Here is a 15,120-nt window from a genome sequence, read left to right as displayed (position 1 = left end):
TTATACTGAATTCGCAAAGGCTTTCCAATCCATCTTGAGAAAAAGATACGCAAAAATCCTCAAAAGGCCATCTAAATTCTGCTAAGCCTTTGTAGTTAATTGATTATTCCAGCTATGCAAAAAAGTGACCGCCAATGCCACTTTCAGACACTTTCAAGATAAACTTTGCCAATAAAGCCAATATGCGTTAACCTTACGGCTTTCGCACCCATAGCTCAGTTGGAAGAGTGTCAGTTTCCGAAGCTGGAGGTCACAGGTTCGATCCCTGTTGGGTGCGCCAATTATAAATAGGCCGTCTGAAAGATGAAAATTTTTCAGACGGCCTTTTGATTTACTTCAAATAAAACTACATTCAATTTCAGATTGAACGGCTATTGCAACACTTTGGCAAATGCTTCCGCCACATAATCGATATTCGATGCATTCAATCCTGCCACACACATCCTGCCTGAATCCAGCAGATAAACGGCAAACTCGTCACGCAGGCGGTGTACCTGCTCTATGGTCAGGCCTGTATAGCTGAACATGCCGCGCTGTTTGATGAAATAGCTGAAATCGCGATTGGGGATTTTGGTCGTCAAAACATCATAAAGTTTCTGACGCATGGCACGGATGCGGTCGCGCATGGCGTAAACCTCGTTTTCCCATAAAGCACGCAAATCATTGCTGTTCATCACATCAGAAGCGATGTATGCACCATGCGCGGCAGGGCTGGAATAAATGCGGCGGACGGTAAATTTCAACTGTCCGAACACCAGCTCTGCTTCTTCCTTATTAGGACACACTACGCTCAAACCGCCGACGCGCTCGCCGTACAGCGACAGGTTTTTCGAGAAAGAGTTGCTGACAAACAAAGGCAGTCCCATTTCGACGGCTTTACGAATCGCATAAGCATCGCTGTCCAAATCCTCGCCGAAACCTTGATAGGCAATATCCATAAACAGAATCAGCTTGTGCGTTTTGATAATATCCAACACTTCATCCCATTGCGCTTGCGACATATCGACGCCAGTCGGGTTTTGACAGCAAGGGTGCAAAATCAAGATACTGTTTTCCGGCAATGTTTTGAAAAACGCAGTCATTTCTTCAAATTTCACGCCGACGGTTTCAGGGTTGTAATAAGGATACGTCCCCACTTCAAAACCTGCGCCTTCAAAAATGCCTTTATGGTTGTCCCAAGTCGGATCGCTGACATAGGCTTTTGCATCGGGGAACCAACGGTGCAAAAAGTCGGCACCGACTTTCAACGCCCCCGAACCGCCCAAAGTCTGTATGGTTGCAACGCGCCCTTCTGCCAGCGCCTGATTATCCTGCCCAAACAGCAAACGCTGAACAGCACTCCGATAAGTGTCCAAACCTTCCATCGGCAGATAAGGCGATGGTCGCGGTACGGCCGCACGCTCTGCTTCTGCCCGGCGGACAGATTCCAAAACCGGCATTCTGCCTTCGTCATCAAAATAAATGCCTATGCTCAAATTGACTTTTTCAGAACGCTCGTCGCGCTTGAAGGTTTCAACCAAACTCAAAATCGGGTCACCCGGATAATACTCGACATGACGGTACATGGTGCTTCCTTTGTTTTTAGACAGAATGAGGAAGATTGTGTCACTAAAAGGTCTTATTTGCAAAATCAGGCCGTCTGAAAAATTCAGACGGCCTGATTATTTTTAAACGCTACCAATCCACCCGTTTCAAATCATTTTGCGCCAATACGTCCGCATGCTCGCTGCGGCTTTGATATTCCCTGTCCTGCAAAATGCGGCGGGCGACATAATTTAAATGCAGTTTGGCCGCTTCAGCAGCCTCGGCCGGTTTAGCCTGGGCAATGGCTTCAAAAATAGCGCGGTGCTGGGCAATCAGTGTCGGGCGCGGGTCTTCGGTTTGATGGATATAGATAATGCCGCTGCGTGTTTGCTGATAAAGCATTTTCAACAGGCTGCTGGAAAGGTGGCTGAACAGGATATTGTGTGCGGCATCGGCAATGGTTTGATGGAAGCTGACGTCTGCTTCGGCTTGATGCTCCAAATTTCCGCTTTCACAGGCCGTTTCAAACTTCTGCCGCCAGAAATCAATGCGTTTCAAATCGGTGTCAGTCCGTCTTTCGGCAGCTAGTGCCGCCATACAGCCCTCAACGTGACAGCTGAAATCGAAAACGTCTGTTTCCCAATTGGTATGTTTGCCGAGCAACTCCTGCCAGCTTTGTAAAAAATCCTGCTGCGGCTTGACGGAAACATAATAGCCATCGCCCTGCCGCGCTTCCAAAACCTGCTTGGCAATCAAGATATTCAATGCCACCCTGACTGACGGACGCGATACGCCGAATTCTTCCGCAAGCGTACGTTCGGGAGGCAATTTACTGCCTTCTTCATAAATGCCGGTCGCGATACGTTCTTCCAAAACGGCTAAGACCTGATCGCTGATTTTTTGCGGACGAACCAATTTCGTCATGTTGTATTCCTGATGATTGAAGGACAGTTGTATTCAAATGGCCATAAATTGGATTGACCAATTGGCCGCCCATTCTAATCAATCCCCTATTTTTTCGTCAAGAAATGCCATTCTCTCCATCGCAAGCAGTTTAATTCAAACACATTCATTTTTATCAAGTAACCTCACCAATGCCTTCAAATCAATATTTTGGTATGACCAATCTTAATAAACAACCTATGCGCCCAAAATCTGAAAATATTGATTTAGATTAAAATCCCACTGCTTCTATTTAACTAGACTTTATATATAATACTTAGGTATTAGTTAACATAATTCCTAATAATAGAGAGAAACGATATGAAATACCCACCATTACTTATCTTACCCATTGCCTTAGCCGTATCCCAAGCATGGGCAGATACCGATCCTACACCTGAAGAAACGGTTACCCTTTCCCCTGTCACCGTCACCGGCACACAACAAGAAAAAGCCAATCGCGTTACTTTCAACCCCAAAGCTGCTTTGCAACCCCTCCCTGCCGGAGACGGGGCAGACCTTTTACAATCCGTGCCCAACATGAGCATCATCCGCAAAGGCGGCAGCTCGGGCGATCCGCTGTTCCGTGGTTTGGGCGGCTCGCGCCTCTCCGTCAATGCCGACGACCAGTTTATTTATGGCGGTTGCGGTATGCGCATGGCCCCGCCGACCGCCTATATCCACCCAAATTCATTTGATAAAGTCGTGGTCACCAAAGGCCCACAAACCGTTACCCAAGGCATGGGTTTGGTCAGCGGCTCAGTGCAATTTATCCGTAAAGATCCTGATTTCACTGAAAAACCTTACAACATCAATGCCACTCTGACAGCAGGCAGCAACGACCGCCTTGACGGCTCGCTGGAAGCCGAGTTTGGCGGCAAATACGGCTATGTCCGTACCAATATCTCCCATAACGAAGCCGACGATTACAAAGACGGCGACGGCAACCGCATTCACTCCAACTTCAAACGCGACAGCCAAATGTTACAACTGGGTGTTACTCCGACAGAAAACACCACCATTGCCGGCACATACGAACGCAGCAGAGCCAAGGTTGCCTACGCCGACCGTATGATGGACGGTAGCAAATTCGACCGTGATGCGTGGAACATACGTTTTACCCAACGCAACCTCACACCATGGTTCAGCGAATTGGAACTGCGCTACGGTAAAAGCGAAATCGACCACGTGATGGACACATACAGCCTGCGTACCATCTACAATCCTGCCGGCAAGCAGATTAAAAATGCCAACAACCCTAAACGCAATACCGATACAGGCCGTCTGAAAGCCACTTTCGACTGGGACAAGCTCAACCTGCAAACCGGTTTGGATTATTTGGATGACGTCCACGTCGCGCGTCATGAGCGTGGCGGCGACGGTTACAGCCACAAGCCTTATATGCCCAACCAAAGTTTCAAACAATGGGGTATTTTCACCGAAGCCTCTTGGCAGCAAACCGACAATCAACGCTGGGTAGCAGGTTTGCGCCATGACCAAGTCAAAGCGCATTACGATACCGCGCGCGTGACCGACCCCGTTTTGAAACATCAAAAATTCAATTTGAACTCAGGCTTCCTGCGCTGGGAAAGAAATACGGACAACGGCCTGAAATACTATGCCGGCTTCGGTATTGCCGAACGTGCGCCTGACTACTGGGAACGCCTGCGCTCTGAAAACAAAGCCATCCGCGCAGAGCAAAACCGCCAAATCGATGCTGGTGTAATCTGGAAACGTCCTAACCTCCACGCGTCTGTATCCGTATTCGGCAGCGACATCAAAGACTTCATCATGATGGAGCGCCAAGGCATGAATTTCAACGTACGCAACATCAACGCTTCACGCTTTGGCGGCGAAGCCGAAGTCAAATGGACATTTGCGCCTAACTGGGAAGTCGGCACCAGCCTCGCCTACACCCACGGCAAAAACCGTACCGACGGCAAACCTTTGGCACAAACGCCGCCGCTCGAGTGGAACAACACCCTCGCCTTTGACAACGGCAAATTCAGCGCGGGCGCATTATGGCGCGTCGTAGCCAAACAAAACCGTTACAGCAAAGGCCAAGGCAATATCGTCGGCCAAGACATCGGCGCTTCTTCGGGCTTTGGCGTACTCTCGCTCAATGCCGGTTGGAAATTCAGTAAATACGCCACATTGCAAGGCGGCGTGGACAACGTGTTCAACAAAACCTATGCTGAATTCGTCAGCCGCGGCGGCGACCCTTCTGCCGGTACACAAACCATGCGCGTGAACGAACCCGGCCGTACTGCATGGCTGAGACTGCAAGCGAAGTTCTAATCAGCCTCGCGCATCTATAAAAAGGCCGTCTGAAAAATTTTCAGACGGCCTTAATATTTTTAATGATGTTTTTAAACAAACAGTCCGGCGAAGCAATGCAACGCCGGACTGTTTGCTCACTATCGGATTAAATCAAACCCAAAGAGTTGATGAACACCACAATAATCGCAATCGGCGCAAGATAGCGAAGCGCACCCAGCCACAGATAAAGCAGCTGTTTCGGAATGGTACTGCCCATGCCTGCATCGCGCAAGACAGACTGTTTGTCCTGAACCCATGATGTAAACACGGCAACGCTCAATGCGCCAATCGGCATGATGACGGCGGAAATAATAAAATCCCACAAATCAAAAATGGTTTTGCCGAAAATTTTAAACTCGCTCCATACACCGAAAGACAGCGCTGAAGGAATACCGACTATAAAAATCGCAATGCCGGTTACCCAAGCATGGCTGCTGCGCTTTTTCTCGTCTTGGCGGATGGTTGCCGCGATAACGGTTTCCAGCATGGAAAACGCGGAAGTCAGCGTGGCAAAGACAACCAACAGCATAAACACGGCAAACAAATATGTACCCATCGGCATTTTCATGAAAACCGCAGGCAGCACGACAAAAATCAAACCAGGGCCTTGGCCGGGTTCAAAACCGAAGGCAAATACCGCAGGGAAAATCACCAAACCGGCCAGCAGCGATACAAACAGGTTCATCCACATAATCATATGGCCGGAACGGAACATATCCTGATCTTTACCCAAATACGAAGCATAGGTAATCATCGCGGACACGCCGATACTCAAGGCAAAAAATGCCTGTCCCAAAGCAGTCAGCATCGTGCCGGGTTTCAAATACGACCAATCCGGTTTCAACAAAAATGCCACGCCGTCCATTGCACCGGGCAAGGTCAGTGAACGAATAGCCAGCGCGATAAAGAGGATAAACAAACCCGGCATCAACACGCGGTTTGCCTTTTCAATGCCGTCTGAAACGCCGCCTTTGACCACCCAAATAGTAATCAGCATGAACAAGCCTTGGTAAAATAGCGAGCCAAATGGTGACGAAATCGTATTTTCAAACAGTGCCTTAAAGTCTGCGCCAACGTGAATTTCGCCGGTAAAGCTGTGCACGACGTAGTTCAATACCCAGCCGCCGACCACGCTGTAAAACGACAGCAAAATAAAACATGCGGCCACGCCCATGCGGCCAACCCACGGCCACTGCGAACCCGGACGTAATACTTTAAAGGAATCAATGGCGTTTTTACCGCCCGTACGGCCGATGTAAAACTCGGCCAATTGAACCGGCAAGGCTACCAAAATAGTGAAAATCAAAAATAAAAGAAAGAATACGGCGCCGCCGTTGGTACCGGCTGTATAAGGGAATTTCCAAATTGCACCCAAACCGATGGCCGAGCCTGCCGCCGCAAGCACAAAGCCGATTTTGGATGACCAAGACGAATGGTTGCTCATGATGTAATATTAAGAAACGTGAAGATGCCGAATTGTAACAGGGTGAAGTCAAGCCGTGAGTGGCTGACGGACAGCCGATAAGCAATTCGCACGGATGGTGCGTACTTACCAGGCAAATTAGCATGAATTTTTGATAATTAAACTTTCAATAGCACAAATTTTATTTTTATATTCTAAATTTGACGGTTTATTTCAAAAATAAGCATATAAAAGGCCGTCTGAAACCTTGTTTTTAAGGTTTCAGACGGCCTTTATCCTTAAGCCGCTTTATTTTTTCATGGCATCGGTCATAACTTTGACATTGTAGCGGTACATGCCGATGTAGCTGTTTGCCGGTGCGCCACCCAATGCATCGGAATACAAACGTCCGCTGACATTAACGCCGGTTTCTTTGGCAATACGGTCAATCATGCGCGTGTCTTTGATATTTTCAGTAAAGACGGCTTTAATGCCCTCGCGTTTGATTTGGCGGATAATGGAAGCCACTTGTTTGGCAGACGGCTCGGCTTCGCTGCTCACGCCTTGAGGGGCGATGAATTCAATATTGTAGCGTTTGCCCATGTAAGAAAACGCATCGTGTCCGGTCAAGACTTTACGCTTGGCGGCAGGTACGGCATTAAAGGCAGCCTGCGCATCGCTGTGCAGTTTTTTCAGCTGCATTTGATAGTTACCCAAACGTTGCTGATAGTAGGTTTTGCCTTCAGGGTCGGCTTGAATCAGCGCATTGGCAACGTTTTGCGCATAAGTACCCATCAGGACGGGGTCGGTCCAAACGTGCGGGTCAAACTCGCCGTGATCGTGATGATGGCCTTCATGATCGTGGTCATGATGATGGCCGCCCTCTTCTGCTTTCAAAGCCTGAATGCCTTTGGTCGCTTCGGCGAAAGGAACTTTGCTCTGTTTGACTGCACGCTGTACATCGGCGGCTTCCAAGCCCAAACCGTTGAGCAATACCAATTTGGCACTGCGGATTTTTTTGATGTCGCCACTGGTCATGTGGTAGGCATGGCTGTCTTGGTTGGGGCCCACCAAGCTTTGAACGGCCACACGGTCGCCACCAATCTGTTTGGCCACGTCGCCCAAAATGCTGAAGCTGGTAACAACAGGCAGCGGAGCGGCATAAGCGGCACCGGTCAATAATGCGGCAACGATGCCGAGTTTCCAATGTTTCATATTCTCTCCAGTGATATAACGTAACATTAACATCATCATAAAACAGACCGCCTGATTATTCAAGCGGCCGTCTGAAAAATCATGCCGTGCGGTGTTTCTTGCGGCGCAGCCATTTTGCCAAAATGCCGCCTTCCCAACCGAACACGACGGAAATCAGGTAAAGCGTGCCGCAGCATAAAATAATCGCCGGGCCGGACGGGATTTCGATATGGTAGGAAAACAACAGTCCTGCCAAGCCGCAAAGCAAAGCCAATGCGACCGACAAAATCATCAGCCAACCCATGCTTTTTGCCCACAGTCTGGCGGTAATCGCCGGCAACATCATCAAACCGACCGACATCAGCGTACCCAATGCCTGAAAACCCGCAACCAGATTCATCACGACCAGCACCAAAAACAGCACATGCCAAAAGCCGCCCTTGCCGCCGACAGCCTTGAGGAACAAAGGGTCTATGCTTTCCAACACCAGCGGGCGGAACATGACCGCCATCAGCAAAATAGTGACACTCGCAGAAACGGCAATCAGCTGCAAAGCCGGAATATCCACCGCCAACACCGAGCCAAACAGCAAATGCAGCAAATCGACGCTGCTGCCGTTTTTGCTGACCAAAACCACACCGATGGCGAGGCTGCTCAAATAAAATGCGGCAAAGTTTGCATCTTCTTTCAATGAAGTAAACCGGCTGACCAAACCGGCCAACAAAGCCATCAGCAAACCGGCTGCAAAACCGCCGACGCTCATTGCAGGCAAACTCAAGCCGGCAAACATATAACCAATGGCCGCACCGGGCAAAACCGCATGGCTCAAGGCATCACCCACCAAACTCATGCGACGCATCACCAAAAACACACCGACAGGCGCCGCGCTCAATGCCAGGCAGAAAATCGATGCCAGGGCATAGCGCATAAAGTCAAATTCGGCGAACGGCGCGACGACCAACTCATATAAATCCATGTTTTATCGCTTTTTTATTAATCTCTGAAAGCCTTAGGCCGTCTGAAAAATACTTACTTTCAGACGGCCTTGTCCATTAAACCGCGCACCAATCGGCCGCTTCCTGTTTCTGCATCATTCGGTTTGCCTGTGCCAAAAACTCATCGGTCAACACATTTTCAGTCGCACCGGCAGTCACTTTTTCACGCGCCAAAAGCAGCGTGTTGGCAAAATATGCCCTCACCTGCTCGTAATCATGCAACACGGCAATCACAGCCTGACCGTCCTGATGGCACTGGCGCAAAACTTCCAACAGCGCATAAGTCGTCCGCGCATCTACCGCGTTAAACGGTTCGTCCAGCAGCAAAAATTTGGCATCCTGCACCAGCATCCGCGCAAACAATACGCGTTGGAACTGGCCATTGGACAAATGCGCAATTTGGCGCGTGGCAAAATCCTGCATTTCGACGCGTTCCAACGCCGCCATCACGCGCTTTTTCTGCTCCGCGTTTACGCGTCCAAAAAATCCGATTTCATACCACAGCCCCATCGCCGCCAGTTCAAACACCGTCATCGGCTGGCTGCGGTCAATATCCGACTGCTGCGGCAAATAGGCAATGTTCTTGCGCGCCATATTTTCATAGCGCACGCTGCCCGTGTCCGTCTTCTGCAAGCCCATAATGGCTTTGAGCAGGGTCGATTTGCCCGCGCCGTTCGGCCCGAAAATCGTCCACATCTTGCCATCTTCAAACACCATATCCACATGGTGCACCACCGGCCTGCGCTGATAGCTGACCGTCAGATTTTCCACCACGATACTCATGGCGACACCGCCCAAAAATATACAGCCCACAACGCCGCCAATGCGGCAAGCGCAATCAGCAGCCTTTGCAGCAATCCGGTCAACAATACAGAATTCATAAGCCTAAAACCGCCCTTGCCCGAATACGGACAACAGGCCGTCTGAAAGAAAATTAAAACATTAAAATGATACTGTATAACGTTAACCCTGTAAATTTCTTTCGTTTTCAGACGGCATCGGGCAAAAGGCCGAATATCGGTTACAATCCATTTTTTATTTGATGATTGCCCTATGTCTATTCCACTCTCAAACGAAAAACTCAATACCGAAACTGCCCGCATTTCATGGGAAGAGCTGCAACCCCACTTCGCACGCGGTGCCGCCGTCTATGTAGCACCTGATTTGGATTTGATTGCCGTCGCCCGCCATGTTGCCGAAGATGAAGCCGCGCCATTGAAACATTGGATGGAACAAGGCAAATTCGGTGCCATCAGCGATGATATGGCGCGCACATTTTTATCGGATAAGCAGGAAATGTGGGCGGTTGTCGTGGCGCCGTGGGTATTGGTACAGCCTTGCAAAGACTGATAAGGCCGTCTGAAAAAACAAAACCGGAACATTTCGCATGTTCCGGTTTTTCATTTTTCAGACGGTCTATTGCAAAGTAAAGCCTGCTTTGAATTCAAGCTTCGGCACCCCGATAACGAAACGTTTGCCGATGCTGTCTTCAAACTCATACGCGCCTTCGATGCTGCCCCAAGGCGTGCTGATTTGCGAACCGCTGTTGTACTCATAGGCTTCGCCCGGGTACAAAACAGGTTGCTCTTCAATCAGGCCGGCATGACCGACCTGCTCTGTCTCACCGTGTCCGTCGGTGATTTCCCAAAAACGCTGACGCAAAGTAATGATTTCATCACTGCGGTTGCAGATGGTAATCAGATAATTGAAGGCATAGCGATCGCGATAGACGTCGCTCTGACCGGCCATATAACGCGGCTCCACGTTAATCTCGATTTCATTCATAATTGTTTACCCCGTATGGTATTTATTTTATTTCAATCCGGATAATTCCGGCGTGTCCGCCCTATTTTTGCAAAGGGTCGAAACACTTAAAACGTATCACGCGATCCAATAAAACAGGCCTAAGACCATCAAGGTCATCGCAGCCGCAATCAAATCATCAAGCATAATGCCTAAACCTCCATGAATCCGCCGGTCAAACCATTTGATCGGCCATGGTTTCAACGCATCAAACAAGCGGAAAATAACAAAAGCGGCCAGCCACCAGCTCCACTTAAACGGAATCAGCGACAGCACCAACAGCATCGCAACAATTTCATCCCAAACGATACCGCCGTAATCCTGAATGCCCAGTTCCCTCTCGGTATAACCGCAAATGCGGATACCCCAGAAAAACAGGGCGACACACAATAAAAGCAATATCCAGCCGTCTATGCCCAACAGGCACAATACAAAAGCCAGAGGTAATGCTGCCAGCGTTCCGGCCGTACCCGGCGCAACCGGCGATAAGCCGCTGCCGAAACCGAATCCTAAAAAACACAATGGTTTGTGCAACAGCCAAGAAAAAGTAGGTTTACGTTCAGCCAAAATGATCAAATCCTAAAGAAGTCAGTTCCAATACGCCGCCTTCGGCATCCAAAATATTCAGACGGCCTGAGTCAGTAATTTTACCAATTCGGGCGACCGGTACGCCACTTTGTTCCGCTGCCTGACAAACGCGTTCCCTGTCTTCTGGAGCAGCAGTAAAAATCAGTTCGTAATCATCGCCGCCGGCCAATACTGCCGACAACCATTGTTCGCGCGACAAAACGTTTTTCAATTCAGGCAACGACGGCACACAATCGGCAAATATTTCCGCCCCGACAGCAGAGGCTTTTAAAATATGCCCCACATCTTGAGCCAGGCCGTCTGAAACATCTTGCGCGGCATGGGCAAACGGCAACAATGCCTGACCCAATGAAACGCGCGGTTCCGGACGGAGCAATTTATCATCGCAAACTGCCATGATTTCAGACGGCAATTGATAATGCCCAAGATGTTTGTTCAACGCAGCGGCAGCCAAACCCAACCGACCCGATACCCAAATATCGTCGCCGACTTCGGCCGCATCACGCCGCAGGGCACACCCTGTCGGAACTTCACCTACTATCGTTACATTAAAGACCAAATCGCCTTTGGTGGTATCGCCACCAATCAACACCGTATCAAAACGCGCGGCCAAAGCAAAAAAGCTATCGCAAAACCGTTTGAGCCAGTCTTGATTCAATTCAGGCAACGCAGCACTGAGCAACACCCAACGCGGCTTGGCACCCATAGCGGCCATATCGGATAAATTTACTGCAAGCATTTTCCATGCCAAATCTTCAGGCGAAACATCTTCAAAAAAATGTCTGCCTTTGACCAACATATCAGCGCTAAAACATAAATCAAATCCGTTACTTGGGCGAATAATAGCGGCATCGTCCCCTATGCCTAAAATTAGACCTTCCGATTTTTGTCGCTGCAAATATTGTCTGATAAAGTCAAATTCCGTCATATTTATCCAATATAACTATAACTTAGATTACTATATCTAATTTTGTGCCAGCCTGATGTTTGCCTGCTAACATGTCCAAACATCAAACTTTCATATTATTTAGATATAAAACTCAATAAGTTAAAGGCCGTCTGAAAATATAGATTTCAGACGGCCTCATGTTTTCAAACCACTCTGAGCAGGTAGATTTACAGATAGACGATTTCGCCTGTCCGCCCCCTGCTCTCTTGGCTTGCCCACCAAATAAATTGCGGCAGGACATCTTCGTAGTTTTTACGTTCGCTTTTCGATTCGCCCGGATGAGATTTGATACGTTGTGGCGAATTGATGGCACCCGGCACCAAAACATTGGCACGCAGGTTGTCAAAACGTTCCCACTCATCCGCGGCCACTTTACACAAATAATTGAGCGCGGCTTTGGAGGCACCGAAACCGCCCCAATAGGCTTGCGGTTTTTCGCCGTGGCTTTCGCCGACAAAAATCACAGAAGCGTCTTCGGATTGCTTCAACAATGGGAACAGCGCACGGGTCAAGCCCATAGGCGCAACGGTGTTGATACGGTATTGGTTGACCCATTCCGATACAGTTTGGAAATCCAATGGCGACAAGGCATAGAAATAGCTGGCACAATGCACCACGCCATCCAATTTTCCGCCGGTTGCTTCATCAATAGTTTCCGCGAATTGCTTAAACTCTTTCTCCTCTGCACTCATCAAATCAAAGCAGATGGCAAACGGCTCAGGGCTGCCCGCAGCCACAATGGCATCATATACTTTTTCCAAACGCTTTTGATGACGCGCCACCAAAATGACAGTCGCTCCGGCAGCCGCATAGGCTTTGGCAACCTGCTCGCCCAAACCTTGGGATGCGCCGGTAATCAAGATGGTTTTGTTCGCTAATGTCGTCATGACTTTTCCTTGAACTTTATGGTTTCAGATATTGTATCGGCTTGGTAAGTTTTGTAAAGTCAAAAAGGCCGTCTGAACATTTAGACGGCCTCAGTTTATTCAACCCGCAAATCCAGCATAAGCTTTTCAGCCGCGGCAAAGCCTGACTGAACTGCAGCTTCCAATGTTGCCGGATAGCGAGGATGGAGATAGTCGCCGGCCGGATAAATACGGCGATGGTGCAGCCATGAGAAATCAGGTTGTACAAAATCAACCGTTGTCGCCGTAGTCGCGCGTTTTTCCGTAATAATGCGTACGGCTTCAGGCTTACCCAAATCCGGACAAACCCGCTTAATGTCCGCATGAACTTTCTCGGCCAAATCTTTATCCTTCCAAGCCTCAGTGCAATCGGAAACGCTGATAACAACCGCAACTTCATTATCCAGTAAACCCAATGCCCCCCGACGCAGCACCCATTGCGCCGTACCATCGGCAAATCCGGTTAAAGGTGCAGGCAGTTTGACTGCTTGGGCATAACGCAAATAAACCGTGGTAATCGCATGGTAATGCAACGATTGATAGGCCGTCTGAATATAGTCAGGCGTATCTTCAGGCAAAAGCGCGTCAACATGATATGGAGCAACAGCCAAAACTACCGCATCAAATACTTCGCCATTGATTTCAATTCGGCCATCGATATGATGGTTTAAATGTGTAATACGGGTTTCAAGATGTATTTTTGCACCATGCGTGAGTAAGAAATCCAAAGCCGGTTCGGCTACGATCCGCCCTAAATCCTGCTTAGGCAAAAGATAATCGCTGTTCGCCTTTTCAGACCACACGCCATCATTCAATACATTACATAAAATGCGCAACGATGCCTGTTCTAATGGCGTATTTAAAGCACCCCAGACCAAAGGTTGCCAAAATTGGCCAAGCAGGCTGCGGGGAATATTTCGTGTTCTCAACCACTTCGCAACCGTCAAATCGGTTTTATGATGAGCAGCCCAACGTTGCAATGCCGACATATCCGACAGCAATTTGATTCTCAATGAAAAAGAAAGATTTTTCGCACGCAGGATACCGACAAGCAAATGCCAAGGCGCAGGCAGAGAGGCCGTCTGAAATTGTAATCCTTCATGGATATACCATCGCAAAGGCTGGCGTAAAAAGGCTGATTCAGGTTGAACGCCAATATGTTGCATCAAAGTTTGAACACCATGATACGCACCCAACAAGATATGCTGCCCATTATCCAAAAAGCTGAATCCATCATCTTTCCCAGACAAGGCACGCGCCCTACCGCCTGCCTGTCTCCCAGCCTCAAACAAAGAAATATCAGCTCGATGAATCAGGGAAACCGCCGCAGACAAACCTGCCCAACCGGCACCAATCACGGCAATTTTTGGACGCTTAGTATTCATGGTTTAAATCCAAACAGCCAAGTTTTCAAAGCAATACGTTTTTTACGGGGAGAAGGAATCGCAATTTTATAAGTCAACACATTTTGCGCACCATCACGGTCAATTTCATTCAACAACGCATAATAAATAGCCGCCATAATCAGGCCGACTTTCTGCGATTTCTTATCCTCAGCCGGCAAAAGCAACATCGCTTCACGATAAGTTTCACGCGCCCTATTCACTTGAAACTGCATCAATTTTGCAAAATTTTCTGTCGGTTTGCACTGCATAATTACGTTGGCAGGAACATCAAACTTCTGCATTTCCTCTATCGGCAGATAAATTCTTCCCTGTCGCACATCTTCGCCCACATCACGAATAATGTTCGTCAACTGCAAAGCCAAGCCCATTTTGTCCGCATATTCCAAAGTTTTTGGATTGGAAAAACCTAAAATCCGCGCAATAAGGCACCCCACTACCCCTGCAACACAGTGGCAATACAGCTTTAATTCATCAAAACTACCATAACGAGCCTGCTCCAAATCCATCTGCATGCCATCAATCAAAGCTTCAAATTCATTCTTCGGCAAATCAAAATTTGCCCGAATATCTTTTAAAGCTTGATGAACGGGATGCTCAGGCATCTCATTATTAAACACTTTCTCCAAATCACTGCGCCACCAGTTCAACGTTATCTGAGCTACATTTGGATCGGTACAGCCATCAACTACATCGTCTAGTTCGCGACAAAAAGCGTATAAAACAGTGATCGCATTCCGTTTTTCTACCGATAAAAAACGAAAGCCGGATAAAAAACTGGAATGGCTTTCGGCAACCTTTTGATGACAATAATCCAAAGCAAGCACTGTGTATCCTAAAATATTGTTATAAATAATTAGCAGGGATTTTATCTGTATTTAAAAAAGTACGCCAATATCAAAAATTCATCTTATAACAAGGCCGTCTGAAAGCTAATCTTAAGTATCTTTCAGACGGCCTAATATCTTACGTCGCCAATATCGAAACCAACAGCATCACCACCAACAGCTGTATCAAAGAATACCCCCTCTGCACAGTTGCCCTATTCCGTTTTCCGTTAAATGCCTTTGAGTACATATCTTTATTCCCTTTATCT

General features: G+C 48.2%; 14 protein-coding genes and 1 tRNA gene. 3 read left to right on the top strand and 12 right to left on the bottom strand.

Translation table 11 applies throughout. The features are described from left to right. The first annotated feature begins 204 nt into the window (after nucleotides 1-204). A tRNA-Arg gene (locus DBY95_RS00085) sits at nucleotides 205-280 on the top strand. 91 nt (nucleotides 281-371) lie between these two features. Here the strand turns inward: DBY95_RS00085 and DBY95_RS00080 are convergent. Together DBY95_RS00080 and DBY95_RS00075 are read right to left on the bottom strand one after the other, a co-directional pair. Then, the gene (locus DBY95_RS00080) at nucleotides 372-1,565 is read right to left on the bottom strand and encodes an aromatic amino acid transaminase (RefSeq protein WP_107722951.1); all 1,194 of its coding nucleotides are present in this window, start codon (nucleotides 1,563-1,565) and stop codon (nucleotides 372-374) included. Between the two features lie 109 nt (nucleotides 1,566-1,674). Further along, nucleotides 1,675-2,448 carry a FadR/GntR family transcriptional regulator gene (locus DBY95_RS00075; RefSeq protein ID WP_101756112.1) on the bottom strand — a complete coding sequence of 258 codons (774 nt, stop codon included), beginning with the start codon at nucleotides 2,446-2,448 and terminating at the stop codon, nucleotides 1,675-1,677. A gap of 339 nt (nucleotides 2,449-2,787) precedes the next feature. Between DBY95_RS00075 and DBY95_RS00070 the strand changes: the two genes are divergently transcribed. Next, nucleotides 2,788-4,764 carry a TonB-dependent copper receptor gene (locus DBY95_RS00070; RefSeq protein ID WP_107722950.1) on the top strand — a complete coding sequence of 659 codons (1,977 nt, stop codon included), beginning with the start codon at nucleotides 2,788-2,790 and terminating at the stop codon, nucleotides 4,762-4,764. A 127-nt stretch (nucleotides 4,765-4,891) separates the two neighbouring features. Here DBY95_RS00070 and DBY95_RS00065 read toward each other — a convergent pair whose 3' ends face one another. The 4 genes from DBY95_RS00065 to DBY95_RS00050 all read right to left on the bottom strand — a co-directional run bounded on the left by DBY95_RS00065 (nucleotide 4,892) and on the right by DBY95_RS00050 (nucleotide 9,159). Then, nucleotides 4,892-6,229 carry a sodium-dependent transporter gene (locus DBY95_RS00065; protein ID WP_107722949.1) on the bottom strand — a complete coding sequence of 446 codons (1,338 nt, stop codon included), beginning with the start codon at nucleotides 6,227-6,229 and terminating at the stop codon, nucleotides 4,892-4,894. 267 nt (nucleotides 6,230-6,496) lie between these two features. Further along, nucleotides 6,497-7,402, bottom strand: coding sequence for a metal ABC transporter solute-binding protein, Zn/Mn family (locus tag DBY95_RS00060; protein ID WP_049331107.1), 906 nt, complete (start codon nucleotides 7,400-7,402; stop codon nucleotides 6,497-6,499). Between the two features lie 79 nt (nucleotides 7,403-7,481). Beyond that, nucleotides 7,482-8,357 (bottom strand): metal ABC transporter permease, encoded by an 876-nt coding sequence (locus tag DBY95_RS00055; RefSeq protein WP_107722948.1) that lies wholly within the window; start codon nucleotides 8,355-8,357, stop codon nucleotides 7,482-7,484. Between the two features lie 76 nt (nucleotides 8,358-8,433). After that, nucleotides 8,434-9,159 (bottom strand): metal ABC transporter ATP-binding protein, encoded by a 726-nt coding sequence (locus DBY95_RS00050; protein ID WP_199903840.1) that lies wholly within the window; start codon nucleotides 9,157-9,159, stop codon nucleotides 8,434-8,436. Nucleotides 9,160-9,429: 270 nt separating this feature from the next. Here DBY95_RS00050 and DBY95_RS00040 point away from each other — a divergent pair, with 270 nt between their 5' ends. Beyond that, entirely contained in the window at nucleotides 9,430-9,726 is a 297-nt protein-coding gene (locus DBY95_RS00040; protein WP_107722946.1) for a DUF2288 domain-containing protein, read from the top strand. A 66-nt stretch (nucleotides 9,727-9,792) separates the two neighbouring features. On the opposite strand, the gene apaG is transcribed toward DBY95_RS00040, so the two are convergent. The 6 genes from apaG to hpnD all read right to left on the bottom strand — a co-directional run bounded on the left by apaG (nucleotide 9,793) and on the right by hpnD (nucleotide 14,851). Continuing rightward, a complete protein-coding gene (gene apaG / locus DBY95_RS00035; RefSeq protein WP_003682575.1) occupies nucleotides 9,793-10,161 on the bottom strand; it encodes a Co2+/Mg2+ efflux protein ApaG in 369 nt (122 codons plus the stop codon). Nucleotides 10,162-10,257: 96 nt separating this feature from the next. Continuing rightward, on the bottom strand, nucleotides 10,258-10,746 hold the full coding sequence (locus tag DBY95_RS00030; RefSeq protein ID WP_199903839.1) for a phosphatidylglycerophosphatase A family protein: 489 nt from the start codon (nucleotides 10,744-10,746) through the stop codon (nucleotides 10,258-10,260). Continuing rightward, on the bottom strand, nucleotides 10,739-11,695 hold the full coding sequence (thiL, locus tag DBY95_RS00025) for a thiamine-phosphate kinase (RefSeq protein ID WP_107722944.1): 957 nt from the start codon (nucleotides 11,693-11,695) through the stop codon (nucleotides 10,739-10,741). The genes DBY95_RS00030 and thiL overlap by 8 nt, the downstream gene beginning before the upstream one ends. 188 nt (nucleotides 11,696-11,883) lie before the next feature. After that, nucleotides 11,884-12,603 carry an SDR family oxidoreductase gene (locus DBY95_RS00020; protein ID WP_003682583.1) on the bottom strand — a complete coding sequence of 240 codons (720 nt, stop codon included), beginning with the start codon at nucleotides 12,601-12,603 and terminating at the stop codon, nucleotides 11,884-11,886. Nucleotides 12,604-12,698: 95 nt separating this feature from the next. Then, nucleotides 12,699-14,006 (bottom strand): hydroxysqualene dehydroxylase HpnE, encoded by a 1,308-nt coding sequence (gene hpnE / locus DBY95_RS00015; RefSeq protein WP_107722943.1) that lies wholly within the window; start codon nucleotides 14,004-14,006, stop codon nucleotides 12,699-12,701. Then, nucleotides 14,003-14,851, bottom strand: coding sequence for a presqualene diphosphate synthase HpnD (hpnD, locus tag DBY95_RS00010; protein WP_107722942.1), 849 nt, complete (start codon nucleotides 14,849-14,851; stop codon nucleotides 14,003-14,005). The genes hpnE and hpnD overlap by 4 nt, the downstream gene beginning before the upstream one ends. Between the last annotated feature and the right edge of the window lie 269 nt (nucleotides 14,852-15,120).

The organism is Neisseria subflava, from assembly GCF_003044935.1.
Lineage (GTDB): Bacteria > Pseudomonadota > Gammaproteobacteria > Burkholderiales > Neisseriaceae > Neisseria > Neisseria subflava_E.
Note: the sequence above shows the minus strand (reverse complement) of the source record. Positions and strands in the feature narration are given on the sequence as shown.